A 19,005-nucleotide genomic window follows, 5' to 3' on the forward strand; every position below is an offset into this window, starting at 1 on the left:
CCATCATTATTTAAGCACAATGTCAGCTCTTCGCTCACAGCGGACCTTCATCTCAGTTAGCTCGTCCGCTTCGTGCTGTGAGCTCAATAAGTAAGGACGTTATATTTTGTCCTGATTGACACGGGATGAAAGCTCCTGATGGCTCTCTTTTCGCTCGCTGTAACGATCTGCAAGGTAACCGGTTTGTCCCTTAAGCAGCAGCGTGATTTTAAACAGCTCCTCGGCGACATCGACGATACGGTCATACCATGACGAAGGTTTCATTCGTCCGTTTTCGTCGAACTCTTGCCATGCCTTGGCTACAGAGGACTGGTTGGGGATCGTAAACATCCGCATCCAGCGACCCAGAATACGCATCTGGTTCACGGCATTGAAGGACTGTGAACCGCCGCAGACCTGCATTACCGCAAGTGTTTTGCCCTGCGAAGGACGAACCGCGCCTTCACTTAAGGGTATCCAGTCAATCTGCGCCTTCATCACCGCGCTCATAGCACCATGCCGTTCCGGAGAACTCCACACCATCCCGTCACACCATCTGACCAGACCGCGCAGCTCGGTGACTTTGGGATGCGTGTCCGGCGCATCATCCGGCAGGGGTAAACCGGAGGGGTTAAAGAGTTTCACCTCCGCGCCCATCGCCGTCAGCAGGCGACCCACTTCCTCCGCGGCAAAGCGGCTGTAGGAGCGCTCTCTTACTGAACCATACAGGATCAGAATTCTTGGTGGCTCCTGCAGATGCAGGCGTTCAGCGATGTCTTGATCAAAGCATTCCGTATTCAGGGCAGGAAATTGTTCCATTTTTCTCCTCCAGAGAGAGCATATGATTTCAAAGTTAATATATATGATTTATCATATATATATTCTAAAGGGAACGGAGAGGAAAATGCTACAACCTGTTCAGCTTTTCAAAATCCTGTCGGATGAAACACGGCTCGCCATTGTCATGCTTCTGCGGGAGTCCGGAGAACTGTGCGTGTGCGATATCTGTGCAGCTACCGCCGAATCACAGCCCAAAATATCACGCCATATGGCTATTCTTCGCGAGTCTGGGCTAGTTCTGGATCGTCGGGAAGGCAAATGGATTCACTATCGTCTGTCACCTCATATTCCTGCGTGGGCCGCTGAGACAATCACGACGTCCTGGCAGTGCCTTCGGGAAGATGTGCGGGAATGGTTGGCAAAGTCGGCCTGCACCTCTTGCTGAGGAAGGAAAACATATTCACATAATCATATATAACGGGGTTTGAAATGTTTTTGGCAGGGAGTATATTTTTACTGACGCTGGTACTGGTGATCTGGCAACCCAGAGGTCTGAGTATTGGCTGGAGCGCGAGTATCGGAGCTGCGCTGGCGCTGGGTACCGGAGTCATCCATATCGCTGATATTCCCGTTGTCTGGAATATCGTCTGGAACGCGACAGCGGCATTTATTGCGGTCATCATCATCAGCCTGCTGCTCGATGAGTCCGGCTTCTTTGAATGGGCCGCACTGCACGTCTCCCGCTGGGGTAACGGACGTGGCCGCCTTTTGTTTACCTGGATAGTCTTGCTTGGGGCCGCTGTTGCTGCGTTGTTTGCCAATGACGGCGCCGCACTGATCCTGACGCCGATTGTAATTGCGATGCTGCTCGCACTGGGGTTCAGCCAGGGCACGACATTGGCCTTTGTCATGGCCGCAGGATTTATTGCAGATACGGCCAGCCTGCCGCTGATAGTTTCCAATCTGGTGAATATCGTCTCGGCGGACTTTTTCGGTCTGGGCTTTACGCAGTATGCCTCCGTTATGATCCCCGTAGATGTGGCCGCGATTGCGGCCACTCTGGTCATGCTGCATCTCTTCTTCCGCAAGGACATTCCGGAGACGTATGACGTTTCGCTGCTGAAGACGCCTGCCAGTGTGATAAAGGATCCGGCAACGTTCAGGGCGGGCTGGATTGTCCTGTTATTGCTGCTTGTCGGTTTCTTTGTGCTGGAACCTCTGGGGATCCCGGTCAGTGCGATAGCGGCTACTGGCGCAGCAGTACTGTTTATAGTGGCGAAAAGAGGTCATGCCATCAACACCGGAAAAGTCCTGCGCGGTGCGCCATGGCAGATTGTTATTTTTTCGCTGGGCATGTACCTGGTGGTCTATGGCCTGCGCAATGCAGGACTCACGGAGTATCTGTCTGACGTGCTGAACCTGCTGGCAGAAAAGGGGTTATGGGCAGCAACGTTCGGCACCGGTTTCCTGACCGCGTTCCTGTCATCGGTGATGAACAATATGCCGACGGTGCTGATTGGCGCACTGTCGATTGACGGGAGTACGGCGACTGGCGTCGTCAAAGAGGCTATGATTTATGCCAATGTGATTGGCTGCGATTTAGGCCCGAAAATCACCCCGATTGGCAGTTTGGCAACCTTGCTTTGGCTGCATGTGCTTGGCCAGAAAAATATAACGATTACATGGGGATATTACTTCCGCACTGGCATTATCATGACTCTGCCCGTGCTGTTTGTCACTCTGGCCGCGCTGGCGTTGCGGTTCTCCATCACTTTGTAATGAGATACAGATATGAGCAACATTACCATCTATCACAACCCTGCCTGCGGCACTTCTCGTAACACGCTGGAGATGATCCGTAACAGCGGCAACGAACCGACGATAATTTATTATCTCGATACGCCACCGACCCGTGATGAGCTGATTAAACTTATTTCAGAAATGGGAATTACGGTGCGTGCATTACTGCGTAAGAATGTTGAGCCTTATGAACACCTGGGTCTTGATGAAGAGAAATTTAGTGATGAGCAGTTGATTGATTTCATGCTTCAACATCCGATCCTGATTAATCGGCCGGTAGTCGTTACGCCGCTTGGCACTCGTCTTTGCCGCCCTTCAGAAATAGTGTTGGATATTCTACCGGAAGGTCAGAAACGAGCGTTTACCAAAGAGGATGGCGAGAAGGTCATTGACGAAACGGGGAAGCGGGTTAAGTAATCTGCCCACTTCGAGCCAGGAGCGGGCGCTGCGGTATATTACGCTTTCTGCTCGAATCGGACTGAGGTAACGTAGCGGAAATATTTTTCCGGATTCAACCAAGATGCCTTCGATCGAAACGTTTATGACCTTCCTTCTTGCGCTGACTCTACTGGAGATTTCTCCGGGGCCAGACATGATGCTAACTATCGCCAGAGGAGTCGGTCAGGGAAGACGTATTGCACTGCTTACGGTACTGGGTAATGTATTTGTAGCTGGTTTTGTACAAGTTTCTTTTCTTGTCCTGGGGCTGGTAACCGTTGTTCATGCCTGGCCGGTGGCGCTAGATCTGCTAAGGTGGGCTGGCGCAGCTTATCTGATATGGCTGGGCATAAAAATGATTGCGACTTCAGGCACTGATACACGTCTGCGAAAAACTGCAAAAATTTCTGACTGGAATGCCGTTAAGGAAGGCGCCCTGAATAGCCTGACTAACCCAAAATCCCTGTTGTTCATGTTTGCTTTTCTTCCTCAGTTTGTCGATCCCACCGCGGGTCCTGTCTGGCTGCAATTACTTGTTCTGGGTAGTATCCAAAAGCTGGCAGGAATCGTTTCCCTGGGGTCGGTCGCGATGGCATCAGGGACATTTGGAAACTGGCTGGGTAAACACCCAGGCTTTATCAAATGGCAGGAACGGTTTACCGGAGTTGTCATGATAGGCCTCGGTATCCGCATGTTGTTTAGCGGGTCTGGTGTAGTATCGAAATCTGCCAGAGAAGCTTAACCGAAACGGTAAACCCAGTGTCCGCTTCGTTTACAGCAGACCATCCGCCCGCAAAAGCTCGAGTTATTTCTCTTTGCTGTAACTGGAGAGGCGGCGCTCAAGGTTAGTCCGAACCTGCGGCCACTCATCATCAATTATGCTATACCGTATAGAAGTACGTTTTCGGCCATCAGGCATAATTCGTTCATTTCTGATGATGCTTTCCTGGACTGCGCCAATACGGAGAATGGCAGCTTGAGAGCGCTCATTCAATACATCAGTCGTAAACTGAACGCGAACACAGTTCAGTTGCTCAAAGGCGTATCGCAGCAGTAACAGTTTACTCTCGGTATTTGCAGCTGTTTTTTGCCAGCTTTGTGAATACCAGGTATGACCAATTTCGAGCTTTCGGTTTTCTCTATCAATCTTCCAGAAACGTGTTGACCCAATGACGCGTTGGTCTGATGAGAGCGTTACAGCAAACGGCATGACTGTGCCTTCAGTTTGCCCCTGCAGGGCTTTCTGAATGTACGACTCAGCTGTGTCAGCAGACGGAACTACCGTAAATGGCAGGGACCAGAGTTCCCCATCCGCAGCAGCATCAATCAATAGCTGAGCATCTGTCTTAAGCAGAGGACGGAGCGTGACAAGAGATCCTTGCAATGTAGGCGTCATATTTGTGACCTTACAGTTATTTTGTGTCGATGGATTGGACTGCATAATCCTGTACCGAATGACTTACTATGCTCCGTTTACATTTAATAATCGACTAATCAAGAGGTGATTATCTGCTTACTGCTCATGATGGCAGCTTGTCCGCTCCGTGCCTGGAATGGACTTTCCTCTTTTGTTAAACAAAGATATTGAAACGAAACCGTTTCATGATAAATCTATAAATATAATAAGACGAAAAGGAAGAACAAATGAAAATCAGACTTGCAGTACCTGAAGAGGCAGAGGAATGCTGGAATATAAGGAATCTTTCTATTCGGGAAGGATGTAAGCCAAGTTATTGTGCCTGGGTGCTTGAGGCCTGGACGCCTGAAGCTATGCCTGAACATTACAGGGAGGTTATTACGGAAAATCCTTTCTTTGTTGTCGATCTGCCTGATGCAGGATTGGTAGCAACGGGATATCTGGATCTTACCCAAGGTAGCGTAGAAGCTATTTTTACATTGCCGGATTATTTTGGTAAAGGTTTTGCTAGCCTGATTATTGAAACGATTAAAGCTGAAGCGATTAAAAGAGGGTTGAAACAGTTAACCTTGACCTCAACACCAAACGCGCAAACTTTCTACGAAAAGCATGGATTTATGTTTATCAAGGAAACAACATCCCCATCAAGACTTGCCCAAACAGATCTGCGTTGCATGGACATGTCCATCGTATTATCAGCCTAAGTTTCTTTTGCTCTGGCAGGAAAGCTCACCAACGGAAATCTAATCGCTACGAGTTCAGTTCGGCAGCTTCGAAGCTTTGGGCTGACTATAACTCATATGTTCAATGTCCGTTCCCCGCTCTAAACAGATCTTCAGAAAACGACACATAATGCTGACCACTAGACTTCGATCCCTTTCTGTTTCAGCTCTTTTCTAATCACACGCTTAATCCAGGCAGCCAACGATTCATCGCCATCCTGCCGTTGTGCTTCTTCCATCGCTTTGCGAAGTTCCGGATCCAGACGGAATTGAAACGGAGGATTGCCTCTTCTTTCGTTCATGTGTGTTGACACCTTAATTACACAAGAGTAGTGTGAGTATGTGTGATGACACATTACTCTCACACACCCAAAATGACAACGCCCCGAAAGTGCGGGAACACGATCAGGGCGTCTAACCACAACATTATACGAGGTAATGCTATGGCTGATGCTAATAGTACCACTAACGCCTGTTTTGCGTCTTCTTCTCCCATTCCGCAAGCCGATCTGCTTTATTTTCCACTCGCCGAGGCGTTCCGCCATCTTGATTGTAGCTATCTCTCCACCGAAGAAAATCTGGCGCTATCGTTTGGCTGTGAAGAGGCGCTGGCAGGGTTGTACCAGACGCTGAATTTTATGGGCGAAAGCCTGCTGACCATGGCGGGTGAAGGTCAGGAACATTTTGCGTATGAGAGCATATGCCAGTTAGGACACAGCCTGGTCAACATCAGCCAGTTGATTCCCGCGCTGGCGCAATTGGAAGCGAAAGCTGACCAGCAATTGTTCGCTGTTGCATAGTACCTAAAATAAACAGAGCGCCCATCCCTGGCGCTCTGTTCCTGCTACTTTACCCCGCCCGAGCAAATTCTGCCGCTTCGGCGATTAGCGCGTCATCCGGGCGTACGCCGGTGTACATGGCGAACTGCTCCACGGCCTGTAAGGCAATCACCTCTGCGCCGCTGATGGTCTTTTTACCTAATTGCTGTGCCAGTTTGATTACCGGTGTTTCCGGCGGCAGGGCGACCACGTCAAACACCACGCTGGCGGCAGCGACCATCGCTTCGCTGTAGGCCAGTTCATCGCTCTCTTTACCGCCAGCCATGCCGACGGGCGTCACGTTGACCAGAATATCGCAGGTAATCCCTTCCGGCTGCGGTTGCCACTGGAAACCGTACTGTTTTGCCAGCGCCGGACCTCTCTCCCGGTTACGGGCGGCGACGATCACATCGCGAAAACCGGCATCGCGAAATCCAGCAATGACCGCTTTACCCATTCCACCGCTGCCGCGGATCATGACGCGTGCGTGGTTATCAAGCTGGTGGCTGGTAATCAGGCTTTTTACCGCAATGTAGTCGGTGTTAAATCCTGTCAGCGTACCGTTGTCATTGACGATGGTGTTGACGGAGTCAATGACTTTTGCGGAAGGATCGATGGCATCCAGAAACGGCATGCAACTCTCTTTAAACGGCATAGAGACCGCACAGCCGCGAATCCCGAGTGCGCGAACGCCTTTCACTGCGGCCTCAATATCCTGCGTAGTAAAGGCTTTGTAGATAAAATTTAACCCCAACTTTTCATACAAATAGTTGTGAAAACGTGTGCCGAAGTTGCCGGGTCGGCCGGCAAGCGACATGCACAGCTGGGTGTCGCGGTTAATCATGTTAAATCTCCTCGGCGTGAGACAATATGTACTGTTCGGCTTCCTGCGACCAAATCCCCTGATGACGCTTCAGGATATCGCGCAAGGCTGGATCATCAATCTGAGTGAGCGCGGTTAATGGTAAGGCTTTGCCGGTGTAAACCAGTTTTTTACCGCCACCGACCTGCGGCAGCTCCAGCGTTGTTTCACCTGCCGCATTCAATCCCAGAATGTGCGTCACCACTTTTGCCGCCTGAACTTTCTTCTCTTCGATCAGTTTTACCGCCGTGCGCATGTCGTCGGTATTGCCGCCAGATGTCCCAACATAATGGGTGAAGGCATAGTGCACGTCGTAGAAGTTAATCGGCGCGCTAAACTGCTTATCCTGCGGACCCGCAAAGAAGTTCATGCAGCCATCGGCAGCCAGCAGGGAAGAAGCCAGCGTGACCAGTTCTTCGTTGGGCACAAATACAAAGATGTCGTCAAACCCATGTCCGCCGCTCAATGCCATCAATGAGTCATAAGCCGCATCCTGAGCGTGAAGGTAGTGGATTAACGTTTGTGGCTCCGACGGATAGTGCTTGCGGGCATAGCTCAATTTTTCGTTGTTGGTGTCGGTCACTACCAGCAGCGCCGGGTTAACCGGACCATGCAGCGCGTAGTCGATCGCCAGTAGTCCCATTGGCCCGGTGCCGCCGAGAATTAACGTCCGCCCCTGCGGACGAATGCCCATCTTATGGTTATAAGTGCCTTCCTGCAGGTGATAGTTGGCGTTGAATGCGCCAATCACGCAGGATAGCGGCTCAACCAGCGAGCCTTCAAAATAGGTTTCGCCTTCGTAGGCCAACAAGCAGTCCTGCTGCATGACTTCATCAGGAATGATGACGTGCGTGGCTTCACCGCCTACCCACGGGAAGGAGTAGCCGGGGCAGTCCGGGCGATCCGGCAGTTGCAGGTTGGCCTGAATGACATAGCGTTGACCCGGCTGAAACTTATGCTGCCATTTTTTCCCTACGGCGAGAATATCGCCGCAGAACTCGTGGCCGATGATTATCGGGTTGATGGCTACATCGTCCGGCACCTTTTTGTGGTTCTCGCCCTGGTTAGCCTCTTTCCAGGAAGAAAGGCACAGGCTGTCGGTCACGACCGAAGCCAGAATTTCATCGTCCTGCATTTCGGGAAGGTCGAAGGTTTCCAGGCGCAGATCGCGTTTACCATAAAGGCGTAAAGCTGTTGTTGTTTGCATTGTTACCACCTCTTCCTCTTTCGAGGACAATTTATTGAAGGTGCCCCAGCATCGCCGGGGCGGAAAAATCAGGACAGGAAGCCCAGTGCGTTACCAATAATCCCCAGCGCAAACAGGGCGAAGATCAGCCATACTGGATTAATTTTTTTGTTGAGTAGCCGTACCATCAGAAGCGTCAGACCCAGCGCCAGCAGGCCAGGACAGAGTTGGTCGAGGATGTTCTGCACGGTCATGGTGACGGTGGCGCCGTCTGCGCCAGGCGTTTGCGATACCACCAGCGGCACGTTGATGCTGGTCCATTTGGTGACCAGCACTCCCATGACAAACAGGCCAAGAATTGATGCGCCTTCGGTCAGTTTTTGCAGCAGGTTGCCGCCCATGTCGCTGACGATATTGACCCCTTTACGAAAGCCAAGCTGTAAGCCGTACCACTTCATTGCCAGACGTACTGCATTGAAAATAAAGAAGAACAATAATGGGCCGAGAATGTTACCGGACAGTGCGAGCGAGGCGCCGAGCGCGGCGGTAATCGGGCGCAGCGTTCCCCATACCAGCGGATCGCCGACGCCGGCCAGCGGACCCATCAGCCCAACTTTGATGCCATTGATTGCGCCGTCGTCAATTTCAGCGCCGTTGGCGCGGGCTTCTTCCATCGCGGCGGTCACGCCAATCACCGGGCCGCAAACGGCAGGTGTGGTATTGAAGAACACCAGGTGACGTTTGAGTGCTGCAACCTGGTCCTCTTTCAGTGGATACAGCCGCTTGATGGCAGGGATCATGTCGTAGCAAAAGCCCAACCCATGAATGCGTTCAAAGTTGAATGATGCCTGTTGCAGGTTGGAGCGAACAAACATGCTAAACAGGTCGGATTTGGTCAGTTTTTTCTGTTCCATGGCTGGCTCCATTAGTCATCAAGCTGATCGAGAGCTTGAGAAGAGGCGGGTTGCGCCTGCGGTTCGGCTTTACGCCACTGTGGGTTCAACTGGATGTAGACCAGCGCGATAATCACGCCCACGCCACCGAAAGCCAGCAGACTCAAATCGAGATACCCTCCGGCAATAAATCCGAGAAAGAAGAAGGGCATCAGGTACTTCACGCCCATCATGCGCAGCACCATGGCGTAACCGACCACCACGATAAAGCCACCGGCTATCTGTAACCCGCGAGTGACGAATTCCGGAATGGCGTTGAGCATGTTGCTGACCATATCCGCGCTGACAAACAGCGAGACAATCAGCGCGGGGATGGCGACACGCAGCGCCTGTACGCCGAGAGCGGAAACGTGCAGCATGTCGATGGTGCGAAAGCGGGCGTCTTCGGCTGCTTTATCTGCCGCGTGCTGGAACACCACGGTAATGGTACGGGCAAAGACTGTCAGTACCTGACCTGCTGCTGCCACCGGCAGGGCGATAGCGATACCGGTAGCAATGCTTTGCTGACCGACGATAACCAGAATGGCGGAGATAATACTGGCGAGCGCCGAATCGGGAGACTGCGCTGCGCCGACGTTCATCCAACCCAGAGCAATTAACTCCAGCGTGCCGCCGAGCATAATCCCGGTTTTTAAATCACCGAGGATCAGGCCGATAACGGTACAAGCGATGAGAGGACGGTGGGTCTGGAACTCATCCAGCACGCTGCCTATTCCGGCAATACAGGAAAATATAAATATGGCGATAATTTGTAGGGTACTTATTTCCATAATATGTCACCTTGTGAATGTGGTCATCCCTGCCTGTTAAAGCATAAGTACACAGGCATTTTTATTTATTCAGCGAGCGATTGTTCTTTTATTTTATCGAGAATATTAATTGATGGATCCGATGTGACGACGCGTAAATCCAGCGTGACACCTAGTTTATCTAACTCACGAAACGCATTAATGTCGTCGCTGTCTAAAGAAACGGCTTTGGTTAATTGTTTTTTACCCGGTCGCCAGGCCATGCCGCCAATATTTAACGTGGCAATTTTTACCCCTTGTTTTACCATTGCTAAAACATCCTGCGGGCGGGTAAACAGATAAAAAACAGTTTCGCTCTGATATTGCGGGTTATGGTAAACAGCGACTGCCTTTTCGATATTAACGACGTTAACCTTCATTCCTGGCGGGGCTGCCTGACGTAATAATGTTCGACGTACTTCATCGTTATAAACGTCGTCATTGCAGATAATAATTCGTTGGGCATTCGCCACCTTCGACCAGACGGTGGTTACCTGACCGTGAATCAAGCGGTCATCGATACGAGCAAGGGTAATGTTCATCAGAAATCCTCTTCGGTCGTTTCCAGATGTTGCCAGACGACACAGGTTTGTTGAGCAATGGTCGTCAGGTGTTCGCACAGTTCATCCACATTCATACTGCTTTGGTTGTCTACCAGTTCCAGCGCTAATGGCAGCGACAACCCGCTAATGACGCGAATGGTGGGGTTTTGCATTGCCAGCGAAGCGGCAGCATTCCAGGGGCTGCCACACTGCAGATCGACGGCAATCAGCCATTCATTACTGGTGTGAGTGCTTACTAACTTTTCCAGCTTTTCCACGATGTTGCTGGCGTTCTCTCCTGGGACAAATGCCACCGCTTCGACGTTGACATCGCCGTAGACCATCTGTACCGATTCCAGCATGGCGCAGGCCAGATTGCCGTGAGCACAGAAGATTGCATTGACCATAAAACCTCCTTAGCCGCGCGTTTTTCCGCCCGCAATGTTAGTGGTTACTCCGGTGATATAACTGGCGCGATCTGAGAGGAGATAACAAACAAAATCAGCGACTTCACTTAAACGTCCTGAACGACCGATCGGGATCGCGTTCCTGGTATAACCCTCACGCAGCTGTTCGACGGTGATGTTGCGGGTCCAGGCCAGCGCTTCTTCATACTCGGGGGTGCGCAGACCGGTTTTTTCCAGAATGCCAGGCGCAATTCCCACCACACGAATACCGTGTTTGCCCAACTCTTTCGACCAGGAGCGGGTAAAGCTATTCAACGCGGCTTTGGTGGCGGCATAGCAGCTTTGGCCCTCTGAACCTTCCAGCCCGCTTTCGGAAGAGACATTCACGATCACGCCGTTATGCTGTTTTACCATTTGGCGTGCCGTTGCTTGCGACATTAAGAACACACCTTTCTGGTTGATATTAACCATTTTTTCAAAAGCAGCTTCGTTGAGTTCGTATTGCCCGGCGGGTGCTTTTTCATCAACCAGCAGCCGTGGGAAGTTAACGCCAGCATTATTTACCAGTCCATCAATACGTCCGTAGCGTTGGATTATTTCAGCAACAGTATGATTAACCGCTTTGGCACTGGAAATATCCGTTGGCCAGAAATGATATCCGCTATGGCTGTCATATTTACCTTCTCCGCCATGAATATCCGCCATTTGTACATTAGCGCCTTGCGCTAATAGCTCCTCGACAATGGCCAGGCCAATTCCGGATGCACCACCGGTAACAATAATGACTTTGCCCTGCAAGTTTAACCACGTTTGCATAATAAACTCCCGATTTCAGATAAGGGGATCCCACATAAAATTAATTATGGCAGGACCAATTAGAATTTATTTACTTCAACAATAATTCAGCGGTATGACTGTTGGTGACTAAACAGTTAATATAATTCCCACGTAATGCGCCTAATATCCCACTGTATTTTTCTTCACCCATCGCAATACCAATGGAGTAACGTGCCTGTTTTAATTTATCGGTTTCGATGGCGAGCGTCTTTTCACTCATCCTGGTCTCTACGGTCACACCGTTGATATCGTAAAAGCGCGAGCAAATGTCTCCGGCGACATGGCGGGCATGCAGGTCATCACTCTCTTCGCTGCCGTAAAAAGCGAGCCAGTTGGCGCCATCGCGTATTGCCGGAGACCCAATTCCAACCAGCGCGACATCCAGATTATCCCAGTAAGCGGAAATCGATTTGAAGTGCCGGGACTGCATAATGCCGTTACGGATCAGCGGGTTTTCCAGCAGCGCCGGGAAATCGGCCAGGTGTGATTCCCCTTTCAGCTTTGCCGCGGCACCGTAGGTCAGCGTATTGACGTGGTAGCGGCTTTCAAGTTTACCGGACGGTCCGCCGATAATCGGCACACAGATAAGCTGGCGTGACTGGCTGGCCGGGGATAATCCTTCAACCAATCCTCGCACCGCGCGACCCCATGAAAAACCAATAATGTCGCCGGGTTCCAGTAAGCGTTCCAGCAGCTGTGCGCCGTGCACGCCCATCATAGTGAGTTGTTCATCTTCCTGTTCGCTGTCGCAGGAGACTACGACCGCTTCTTTCAGGCCAAATTTCTGTTTTAGCTGCTGTTCCAGCCACAGATTTTCGTTGTAGTCGTAATTAATAGCGATGGTGACGATACCCTGCTCGCGGCCACGTTTTAGTAATCGGCTGATCGTGGTGCGGTAAATCCCCAGTTCGCGGGCGATTTGCGCTTGTGTCATATCCTGCTCGTAATAAAGCTGCGCTATTTTTACGATCAGGCGGATATCATCGCTGTTTTCCGTCGCCATTTTTGGACTCCTGCACATTTGTGCAAATCACGAAATTGCCTTCTTGATCTGATATAACCCCATCCTTTCCACATCTCAAAGCTATTTTCACTTATTTCAGCGCGTTAAACTGGCCGATTATGTTGCACATTTGATGTGGCGATAGCACGCTGTCGGCACAGATGTGCATGTTGCTCTAATGTATTGATTCTGCTTGTTTTCACTCAGCAAAATTGCAGGTATGCATTACTAACACTTTTGTGTCAAAAGCTGGGACAGATCACAAATAGCGCTCGGGCATTTGAACACGATTATTTTTTATCGCCCACAAGGTAGGGTATATTTCGCTTTTAATACACAAAATCATTCAAGTTGTATCAAGGCGGCAAGGGAACGAATCCCTGGGAGCATAGATTGCTATGTGACCTGGGGGTGTGAGGGCAGCCAACGCAGAGACAGCTTGAAGGATGAAGTGTATACAGGAGAAATTATGCTGCCCGACTCATCCATCCGACTAAATAAATACATCAGTGAAAGCGGAATCTGCTCGCGTCGCGAGGCGGATCGCTTTATCGAACAAGGGAATGTCTTCCTGAATGGCAAACGCGCCACCATTGGCGATCAGGTAAAGCCTGGCGACGTCGTAAAAGTGAATGGTCGGTTGATTGAGCCGCGTGAAGCGGAAGATCTGGTCTTTATCGCGCTGAATAAGCCGGTAGGGATTGTCAGCACCACCGAAGACAGCGAGCGCGACAACATTGTTGATTTCGTGAATCACAGCAAGCGTGTGTTCCCAATCGGTCGTCTGGACAAAGATTCCCAGGGACTTATCTTTCTGACCAACCACGGCGACCTGGTGAATAAAATCCTGCGTGCCGGTAACGATCACGAAAAAGAGTATCTGGTGACGGTCGATAAGCCGGTCACTGATGACTTTATCCGTGGGATGGGGGCCGGTGTGCCTATTCTCGGTACCGTCACCAAAAAATGTAAGGTGAAGAAAGAAGCGCCGTTTGTGTTTCGCATTACGCTGATTCAGGGGCTGAACCGCCAGATCCGCCGCATGTGCGAGCACTTTGGCTATGAAGTTACCAAACTTGAGCGTACGCGTATCATGAACGTTAGTTTATCCGGCCTGCCGCTTGGCGAATGGCGCGACCTGACGGATGACGAACTGATCGAACTCTTTAAGCTGATCGAGAACTCGTCCTCGGAAGCCAAACCGAAGGCGAAAGCGAAGCCAAAAACCACAGGCATTAAGCGCCCGGTAGTGAAAATCGAAAAATCTGCGGAGAAAGAGAAATCGCGCCCGGCAGCAAACGGCAAACGCTTTACCTCGCCGGGGCGTAAGAAGAAAGGGCGTTAACGTCTGCCGCGCGTTGGCGTATTCGCTGACCAGGAAAACGATGCTTCCGCATCCGGTTTATAAGCCTGCTTTTTCTTTAACTGGCGGGCTTTTTTTGCTTCCGCTTCGCGCAAGGCCATCAGTTTATCGATGTACTCTTTCTTGATGCTGTTGGTCTCTGCGTTGGTCAGCAGTCGACCATGCGCTATGCGCGCGCGGTCGAGCAGCGTTTTCAGTTCACGCTGCTCGCGCTCGGTCATCTCTTTTTGGGTAATGCGGGGGAGTGCCATAGGGGTGCCCTCTGTTAGCCGATGTCCTCAGTGTACGGCAAAGTGCAGAGGCTGGGTAGGCCGGATAAGGCGTTAGCCGCCATCCGGCGACGTGCGCGTATTATGCCTGCTAGCGCTTACACTTATCAGGCCTACAGCCGACAATTAGCGGCGTGCTTTCTCTTTAATCGGCTTACCGGACCAGTAGCCTGCCAGCAGCGAACCGGAAAGGTTGTGCCAAACGGAGAACAGCGCGCCGGGCAGGGCGGCAAGCGGGCCGAAATAGATTTTACCCAGCGCAGCGGCCAGCCCCGAATTCTGCATGCCAACTTCGATAGCTAACGTACGACAGGTCGACTCGTCGAAACCAAACAGTTTTCCGCCCCAGTATCCGCCGAGCAGGCCAATGGTGTTATGCAGGATAACGGCGATAATCACCACAAAGCCAACGGACGCAATGTGCGAAGCGGAGCCTGCCACGACGGCGCTGATGATCGCCAGGATGCACACCATAGAAAACGCAGGCAGAAACGGCTCGACGGCTTTTACGACGCGTGGGAACAGATGGTGAATGACCAGTCCCAGGGCAATCGGAATGACCACGATCTGCAGAATACTCAGCAGCATACCCATCACATCCACCTGAATATGCGCATCGACATACAGCCGTGTCAGCAGCGGTGTGGCGACGACGCCGACCAACGTTGAAACGGATGAAATAGTCACGGAGAGCGCCACATCGCCTTTGGCCAGATAGATCATGACGTTAGACGCTGTTCCGCTGGCGACACTCCCGACCAGCACCATGCCTGCGGACAGTTCCGGCGGCATATTAAAAGCCAGCGCCAAAATCCAGGCGGCGAGCGGCATCACCAGATAATGCAGGAAAATACCCGCGGCGACCGGCGCAGGACGTGAGAGTACACGTTTAAAGTCATCCACCTTCAAATGGACGCCCATGCCGAACATAATCAGCATCAGTAACGACGGCACGAATGGCCCGACAGGTGTAAAGGTGGGGGGCGTGTAATACGCAATAACAGAGAGCAGCAGCGCCCATAATGGGAACAGCCGCGTCAGAGTAGCGAGCATGTTATATTCCTTGCGATTGAAATGTGTTGTGTTGTTATAAAAAAGCCGGGTTCGAGCCCGGCTATAGTTATTATTTATCGCGTGATGAAATATTATTCAAACAAATTATGGTGCAGCTTCTGTACCACCTGTTCGGCTTCGGTACCTGGCACCAGGAAGCACAGGTTATGGCTGGACGCGCCGTAGCAAATCATGCGGATGTTGAACGGCTCCAGTACGCCGAACACCTCTTTACCCACGCCACAGGCTTTGGACAGGTCGTTGCCAATCAGCGCCACCAGCGCCAGGTCTTCTTCCACTTCAACCCGACACAGGGCAGACAGTTCGATCAGCAGAGACTGTGTTAACAGCGTATCGCCGGTAGACGTTGAACCGGTGGTATCCAGCGTCAGCGCCACGCTGACTTCCGATGTGGTAATTAAATCTACCGAGATGTTGTGGCGCGCCAGGATGCCGAACACTTCCGCTAAAAAGCCGCGAGAGTGCAGCATATTCAGGCTATGCAGCGTTAGCAGCGTTTGCTTACGGCGTAGCGCCAGGGCACGGAACAACGGTGGATTTTGGGTTTTATTGCATACCAGCGTACCGCCTGCTTTTGGATCCTTACTGGAGCCAACAAACACCGGGATATCGCTACGTACGGCAGGTAACAGGGTTGCCGGGTGCAGCACTTTCGCGCCGAAGGTCGCCATTTCCGCGGCTTCTTCGAAGGCGATTTCATCAATACGTTTAGCGGCTGGAACGACGCGCGGATCGGTGGTGTAAATGCCGGGAACATCGGTCCAGATATCGACGCGCGTTGCGTGCAGCGCTTCAGCCAGCAGGGCGGCCGTATAATCACTGCCGCCGCGTCCCAGCGTGGTGGTGCGGCCTTTGCTTTCGCTGCCGATAAAGCCTTGGGTAATCACCAGACCTTCACTCAGACGTGGTGCTAACTGGAGCGTTGCCAGTTCGGCCAGCGCCGCGACGTCGGGTTCTGCACGACCGAAACGATCGTTAGTGCGCATCACTTTACGTACGTCAAACCACTGCGCTTGCACGTTGCGCTCACGCAGGATCTCAACAAACAGGAGGGTAGACATCAGCTCACCGTGGCTGACCAGTTCGTCGGTCAGCGCGGTTGAGGTCGCCAGTGACGCCGCCTCTGCCAGCGTGGTGATGTTTTCCAGCAGGCGTTCGATCTCTTCACGAATCACGTTTGGATAACGCAGGCGTTCCAGAATATTGAACTGAATTTGGCGAATGGCGTCGAGTTTTTCGAAACGCTCGGTTGGCTCCAGCCCTTCCGCCAGAGCAACCAGCAGGTTGGTAATACCTGCCGATGCGGAGAGCACCACTAACCGGACGTTCGCATCAGAAAGCACCACATCAGCGCTGCGATTCATGGCATCAAAGTCCGCCACGCTGGTACCGCCAAACTTGGAGACAACTACATCAGTCATAACTACCTCGTGTCAGGGAGTGAATAGAGCGACCATGGCACATAAGGCAGAACGGAAACCGGTGCAGGCGCAAATGCAAATACCGTATTTATAAATAAAATGTGTAGCTTGCACTGTCAACGCTGGGATTATGCGGATTTTTCATGCTGCAACTGCGTTGAGTAACGGTACTAATAACAACGCTGATAACGGCTATACTTTGTAGCCTCGTTTGGCGGATGCCCTGGCAATGGCATTAAAACAATCACACTTTTCTGTGACTGGCGTTACAATCGATCTCAGTCACAATTCTCAAAATCAGAAGAGTATTGCTAATGAAAAACATCAATCCAACGCAGACCTCAGCCTGGCAGGCACTACAAAAACACTTTGAAGAGATGAAAGACGTTACTATCGCCGATCTGTTCGCGAAAGATAGCGATCGTTTCACCAAATTTTCCGCGACGTTTGACGATCTGATGCTGGTGGATTTCTCCAAAAACCGTATCACTGAAGAGACGCTGGCCAAACTGCAGGATCTGGCGAAAGAGACCGATTTGGCAGGCGCCATCAAGTCCATGTTCTCCGGTGAGAAAATCAACCGTACCGAAGACCGTGCCGTGCTGCACGTGGCGCTGCGTAACCGTAGCAATACCCCAATCATCGTTGACGGCAAAGATGTGATGCCGGAAGTGAACGCGGTGCTGGAGAAGATGAAATCCTTCTCTGAAGCGATCATCTCCGGAAGCTGGAAAGGCTATACCGGCAAAGCCATTACTGATGTAGTGAACATCGGTATCGGCGGTTCCGACCTTGGTCCGTTCATGGTGACCGAAGCGCTGCGTCCGTACAAAAACCATCTGAACATGCACTTTGTGTCTAACGTCGATGGGACGCACATCGCTGAAGTGCTGAAGAAAGTGAACCCGGAAACCACGCTGTTCCTGGTCGCATCTAAAACCTTCACCACTCAGGAAACCATGACTAACGCCCACAGCGCGCGCGACTGGTTCCTGGCGACCGCGGGCGACAACAAGCACGTTGCCAAACATTTCGCGGCGCTCTCCACCAACGGTAAAGCGGTTGGCGAATTCGGTATTGATACCGCTAATATGTTCGAATTCTGGGATTGGGTTGGCGGTCGTTACTCCCTGTGGTCAGCGATTGGTCTGTCGATCATCCTGTCCGTCGGTTTCGACAACTTCGTAGAGCTGCTGTCCGGCGCGCACGCGATGGACAAACATTTCTCCACTACCCCGGCGGAGAAAAACCTGCCGGTGCTGCTGGCGCTGATCGGTATCTGGTACAACAATTTCTTCGGTGCTGAAACCGAAGCGATCCTGCCGTATGACCAGTATATGCACCGTTTCGCGGCCTACTTCCAGCAGGGCAATATGGAATCCAACGGTAAATACGTGGACCGTAACGGCAATGCGGTGGATTACCAGACCGGCCCAATCATTTGGGGTGAGCCGGGGACTAACGGCCAGCATGCGTTCTACCAGCTGATCCACCAGGGTACAAAAATGGTGCCGTGCGATTTCATCGCCCCGGCTATTACCCACAACCCGCTGTCGGATCACCATCCGAAACTGTTGTCTAACTTCTTCGCTCAGACCGAAGCGCTGGCGTTCGGTAAATCTCGTGATGTGGTTGAGCAGGAATATCGCGACCAGGGTAAAGATCCGGCAACGCTGGAACACGTGGTGCCGTTCAAAGTGTTCGAAGGCAACCGCCCAACCAACTCCATCCTGCTGCGTGAAATCACGCCGTTCAGCCTGGGGGCGCTAATTGCGCTGTATGAGCACAAAATCTTTACTCAGGGCGCAATCCTGAACATCTTCACTTTCGACCAGTGGGGCGTGGAGCTGGGCAAACAGCTGGCAAATCGCATCCTGCCGGAGCTGAATGATGATAAAGAGATTACCAGCCATGATTGCTCGACTAACGGTTTGATTAACCGTTATAAGTCCTGGCGCGCCTGATGACACTGCGCTTATCCGGCCTACAGGCACACATTTGTAGGCCGGATAAGGCGTTTAGCCGTCATCCGGCATTAATGAAATAAAAAAGCCGATATTAATATCGGCTTTTTTTATAAGATTGCTCCAGGATATCTACGCTTTTGCTTCACTCCCTAATTGAGCATAATCCTAAAATAATTAACTTAACGGAATTTAATTTCTGTTGTTTTCAGAATTTACGGATATTGTATTTCTGGTGTGTGTATTTTAACTGATTGATTTTACTGTTTAATGCTATTAATTAATAATAGCAATCTACTTTCATTTCTCATTATCCTAAATTCCCGCCAGGCGTAATTTGCACACTTTGGCTTGTGTATACTCGATCTCGCCCGAAATTCTT

Annotated in this window: 22 protein-coding genes; 8 read left to right on the top strand and 14 right to left on the bottom strand. The window is 51.3% G+C overall.

Features of this window, described 5'->3' with window-relative positions:
- Positions 1-99: 99 nt before the first annotated feature.
- Positions 100-798 (bottom strand): arsenical resistance protein ArsH, encoded by a 699-nt coding sequence (gene arsH, locus FDW97_RS01720; RefSeq protein WP_085049572.1) that lies wholly within the window; start codon positions 796-798, stop codon positions 100-102.
- Between the two features lie 85 nt (positions 799-883).
- Between arsH and FDW97_RS01725 the strand changes: the two genes are divergently transcribed.
- The 4 genes from FDW97_RS01725 (at position 884) to FDW97_RS01740 (ending at position 3,739) form a co-directional block, all read left to right on the top strand.
- Positions 884-1,204: a transcriptional regulator gene (locus FDW97_RS01725; protein ID WP_038636209.1), complete on the top strand. Its 321-nt coding sequence runs from the start codon at positions 884-886 to the stop codon at positions 1,202-1,204.
- 44 nt (positions 1,205-1,248) lie between these two features.
- Entirely contained in the window at positions 1,249-2,538 is a 1,290-nt protein-coding gene (locus tag FDW97_RS01730) for an arsenic transporter (protein ID WP_137350572.1), read from the top strand.
- A gap of 12 nt (positions 2,539-2,550) precedes the next feature.
- Positions 2,551-2,976 carry a glutaredoxin-dependent arsenate reductase gene (arsC, locus tag FDW97_RS01735; RefSeq protein ID WP_085049574.1) on the top strand — a complete coding sequence of 142 codons (426 nt, stop codon included), beginning with the start codon at positions 2,551-2,553 and terminating at the stop codon, positions 2,974-2,976.
- A gap of 103 nt (positions 2,977-3,079) precedes the next feature.
- On the top strand, positions 3,080-3,739 hold the full coding sequence (locus FDW97_RS01740) for a LysE family translocator (protein ID WP_121529819.1): 660 nt from the start codon (positions 3,080-3,082) through the stop codon (positions 3,737-3,739).
- A gap of 63 nt (positions 3,740-3,802) precedes the next feature.
- Here FDW97_RS01740 and FDW97_RS01745 read toward each other — a convergent pair whose 3' ends face one another.
- Positions 3,803-4,393: a GNAT family N-acetyltransferase gene (locus tag FDW97_RS01745; RefSeq protein WP_087856551.1), complete on the bottom strand. Its 591-nt coding sequence runs from the start codon at positions 4,391-4,393 to the stop codon at positions 3,803-3,805.
- Positions 4,394-4,641: 248 nt separating this feature from the next.
- Here FDW97_RS01745 and FDW97_RS01750 point away from each other — a divergent pair, with 248 nt between their 5' ends.
- Positions 4,642-5,118, top strand: a complete 477-nt coding sequence (locus FDW97_RS01750) for a GNAT family N-acetyltransferase (RefSeq protein WP_137350573.1) — start codon at positions 4,642-4,644, stop codon at positions 5,116-5,118.
- 158 nt (positions 5,119-5,276) lie between these two features.
- On the opposite strand, the gene FDW97_RS01755 is transcribed toward FDW97_RS01750, so the two are convergent.
- Positions 5,277-5,438 (bottom strand): phage protein, encoded by a 162-nt coding sequence (locus tag FDW97_RS01755; RefSeq protein ID WP_003841416.1) that lies wholly within the window; start codon positions 5,436-5,438, stop codon positions 5,277-5,279.
- Between the two features lie 141 nt (positions 5,439-5,579).
- Between FDW97_RS01755 and FDW97_RS01760 the strand changes: the two genes are divergently transcribed.
- Complete coding sequence (locus tag FDW97_RS01760; RefSeq protein ID WP_137350606.1) at positions 5,580-5,936, top strand: hypothetical protein; 357 nt, start codon at positions 5,580-5,582, stop codon at positions 5,934-5,936.
- Between the two features lie 49 nt (positions 5,937-5,985).
- On the opposite strand, the gene FDW97_RS01765 is transcribed toward FDW97_RS01760, so the two are convergent.
- From FDW97_RS01765 to FDW97_RS01800, 8 genes are all read right to left on the bottom strand, one after another.
- Entirely contained in the window at positions 5,986-6,798 is an 813-nt protein-coding gene (locus tag FDW97_RS01765) for a shikimate 5-dehydrogenase (RefSeq protein ID WP_137350574.1), read from the bottom strand.
- 1 nt (position 6,799) lies between these two features.
- A complete protein-coding gene (gene sorE / locus FDW97_RS01770) occupies positions 6,800-8,023 on the bottom strand; it encodes an L-sorbose 1-phosphate reductase (RefSeq protein ID WP_137350575.1) in 1,224 nt (407 codons plus the stop codon).
- 68 nt (positions 8,024-8,091) lie between these two features.
- Positions 8,092-8,916, bottom strand: coding sequence for a PTS system mannose/fructose/sorbose family transporter subunit IID (locus tag FDW97_RS01775; RefSeq protein ID WP_048216971.1), 825 nt, complete (start codon positions 8,914-8,916; stop codon positions 8,092-8,094).
- Between the two features lie 11 nt (positions 8,917-8,927).
- Positions 8,928-9,725 carry a PTS mannose/fructose/sorbose transporter subunit IIC gene (locus FDW97_RS01780; RefSeq protein ID WP_137350576.1) on the bottom strand — a complete coding sequence of 266 codons (798 nt, stop codon included), beginning with the start codon at positions 9,723-9,725 and terminating at the stop codon, positions 8,928-8,930.
- Between the two features lie 65 nt (positions 9,726-9,790).
- Positions 9,791-10,285 carry a mannose/fructose/sorbose PTS transporter subunit IIB gene (locus FDW97_RS01785; protein WP_137350577.1) on the bottom strand — a complete coding sequence of 165 codons (495 nt, stop codon included), beginning with the start codon at positions 10,283-10,285 and terminating at the stop codon, positions 9,791-9,793.
- Positions 10,285-10,692 carry a mannose/fructose/sorbose PTS transporter subunit IIA gene (locus tag FDW97_RS01790; protein WP_137350578.1) on the bottom strand — a complete coding sequence of 136 codons (408 nt, stop codon included), beginning with the start codon at positions 10,690-10,692 and terminating at the stop codon, positions 10,285-10,287. Before FDW97_RS01790 ends, FDW97_RS01785 begins: the two co-directional genes overlap by 1 nt.
- 9 nt (positions 10,693-10,701) lie before the next feature.
- A complete protein-coding gene (locus FDW97_RS01795) occupies positions 10,702-11,508 on the bottom strand; it encodes an SDR family oxidoreductase (RefSeq protein ID WP_137350579.1) in 807 nt (268 codons plus the stop codon).
- Positions 11,509-11,578: 70 nt separating this feature from the next.
- The gene (locus FDW97_RS01800) at positions 11,579-12,532 is read right to left on the bottom strand and encodes a sugar-binding transcriptional regulator (protein ID WP_137350580.1); all 954 of its coding nucleotides are present in this window, start codon (positions 12,530-12,532) and stop codon (positions 11,579-11,581) included.
- Positions 12,533-13,001: 469 nt separating this feature from the next.
- Between FDW97_RS01800 and rluF the strand changes: the two genes are divergently transcribed.
- A complete protein-coding gene (rluF, locus tag FDW97_RS01805; protein WP_137350581.1) occupies positions 13,002-13,877 on the top strand; it encodes a 23S rRNA pseudouridine(2604) synthase RluF in 876 nt (291 codons plus the stop codon).
- Here the strand turns inward: rluF and FDW97_RS01810 are convergent.
- The 3 genes from FDW97_RS01810 to lysC all read right to left on the bottom strand — a co-directional run bounded on the left by FDW97_RS01810 (position 13,874) and on the right by lysC (position 16,659).
- Positions 13,874-14,146: a DUF3811 domain-containing protein gene (locus tag FDW97_RS01810; protein ID WP_003826541.1), complete on the bottom strand. Its 273-nt coding sequence runs from the start codon at positions 14,144-14,146 to the stop codon at positions 13,874-13,876. The genes rluF and FDW97_RS01810 overlap by 4 nt on opposite strands.
- Before the next feature lie 144 nt (positions 14,147-14,290).
- Positions 14,291-15,217, bottom strand: a complete 927-nt coding sequence (gene panS, locus FDW97_RS01815; RefSeq protein ID WP_137350582.1) for a ketopantoate/pantoate/pantothenate transporter PanS — start codon at positions 15,215-15,217, stop codon at positions 14,291-14,293.
- A gap of 92 nt (positions 15,218-15,309) precedes the next feature.
- Positions 15,310-16,659, bottom strand: a complete 1,350-nt coding sequence (gene lysC, locus FDW97_RS01820; protein WP_137350583.1) for a lysine-sensitive aspartokinase 3 — start codon at positions 16,657-16,659, stop codon at positions 15,310-15,312.
- A gap of 314 nt (positions 16,660-16,973) precedes the next feature.
- Between lysC and pgi the strand changes: the two genes are divergently transcribed.
- A complete protein-coding gene (gene pgi / locus FDW97_RS01825) occupies positions 16,974-18,623 on the top strand; it encodes a glucose-6-phosphate isomerase (RefSeq protein ID WP_137350584.1) in 1,650 nt (549 codons plus the stop codon).
- Positions 18,624-19,005: the final 382 nt, after the last annotated feature.

The organism is Citrobacter sp. wls708 (assembly GCF_005281255.1).
GTDB lineage: Bacteria > Pseudomonadota > Gammaproteobacteria > Enterobacterales > Enterobacteriaceae > Citrobacter > Citrobacter werkmanii.

What these genes read in the sequence shown, in the direction of transcription:
- FDW97_RS01785 (WP_137350577.1), bottom strand. Translation starts at nt 10,285, where the DNA reads ATGAACATTACCCTTGCTCGTATCGATGACCGCTTGATTCACGGTCAG.
- FDW97_RS01755 (WP_003841416.1), bottom strand. Translation starts at nt 5,438, where the DNA reads ATGAACGAAAGAAGAGGCAATCCTCCGTTTCAATTCCGTCTGGATCCG.
- FDW97_RS01790 (WP_137350578.1), bottom strand. Translation starts at nt 10,692, where the DNA reads ATGGTCAATGCAATCTTCTGTGCTCACGGCAATCTGGCCTGCGCCATG.
- lysC (WP_137350583.1), bottom strand. Translation starts at nt 16,659, where the DNA reads ATGACTGATGTAGTTGTCTCCAAGTTTGGCGGTACCAGCGTGGCGGAC.
- FDW97_RS01800 (WP_137350580.1), bottom strand. Translation starts at nt 12,532, where the DNA reads ATGGCGACGGAAAACAGCGATGATATCCGCCTGATCGTAAAAATAGCG.
- arsC (WP_085049574.1), top strand. Translation starts at nt 2,551, where the DNA reads ATGAGCAACATTACCATCTATCACAACCCTGCCTGCGGCACTTCTCGT.
- sorE (WP_137350575.1), bottom strand. Translation starts at nt 8,023, where the DNA reads ATGCAAACAACAACAGCTTTACGCCTTTATGGTAAACGCGATCTGCGC.
- FDW97_RS01740 (WP_121529819.1), top strand. Translation starts at nt 3,080, where the DNA reads ATGCCTTCGATCGAAACGTTTATGACCTTCCTTCTTGCGCTGACTCTA.
- FDW97_RS01730 (WP_137350572.1), top strand. Translation starts at nt 1,249, where the DNA reads ATGTTTTTGGCAGGGAGTATATTTTTACTGACGCTGGTACTGGTGATC.
- rluF (WP_137350581.1), top strand. Translation starts at nt 13,002, where the DNA reads ATGCTGCCCGACTCATCCATCCGACTAAATAAATACATCAGTGAAAGC.
- FDW97_RS01750 (WP_137350573.1), top strand. Translation starts at nt 4,642, where the DNA reads ATGAAAATCAGACTTGCAGTACCTGAAGAGGCAGAGGAATGCTGGAAT.
- arsH (WP_085049572.1), bottom strand. Translation starts at nt 798, where the DNA reads ATGGAACAATTTCCTGCCCTGAATACGGAATGCTTTGATCAAGACATC.
- FDW97_RS01810 (WP_003826541.1), bottom strand. Translation starts at nt 14,146, where the DNA reads ATGGCACTCCCCCGCATTACCCAAAAAGAGATGACCGAGCGCGAGCAG.
- pgi (WP_137350584.1), top strand. Translation starts at nt 16,974, where the DNA reads ATGAAAAACATCAATCCAACGCAGACCTCAGCCTGGCAGGCACTACAA.
- FDW97_RS01725 (WP_038636209.1), top strand. Translation starts at nt 884, where the DNA reads ATGCTACAACCTGTTCAGCTTTTCAAAATCCTGTCGGATGAAACACGG.
- FDW97_RS01745 (WP_087856551.1), bottom strand. Translation starts at nt 4,393, where the DNA reads ATGACGCCTACATTGCAAGGATCTCTTGTCACGCTCCGTCCTCTGCTT.
- FDW97_RS01775 (WP_048216971.1), bottom strand. Translation starts at nt 8,916, where the DNA reads ATGGAACAGAAAAAACTGACCAAATCCGACCTGTTTAGCATGTTTGTT.
- panS (WP_137350582.1), bottom strand. Translation starts at nt 15,217, where the DNA reads ATGCTCGCTACTCTGACGCGGCTGTTCCCATTATGGGCGCTGCTGCTC.
- FDW97_RS01760 (WP_137350606.1), top strand. Translation starts at nt 5,580, where the DNA reads ATGGCTGATGCTAATAGTACCACTAACGCCTGTTTTGCGTCTTCTTCT.
- FDW97_RS01765 (WP_137350574.1), bottom strand. Translation starts at nt 6,798, where the DNA reads ATGATTAACCGCGACACCCAGCTGTGCATGTCGCTTGCCGGCCGACCC.
- FDW97_RS01780 (WP_137350576.1), bottom strand. Translation starts at nt 9,725, where the DNA reads ATGGAAATAAGTACCCTACAAATTATCGCCATATTTATATTTTCCTGT.
- FDW97_RS01795 (WP_137350579.1), bottom strand. Translation starts at nt 11,508, where the DNA reads ATGCAAACGTGGTTAAACTTGCAGGGCAAAGTCATTATTGTTACCGGT.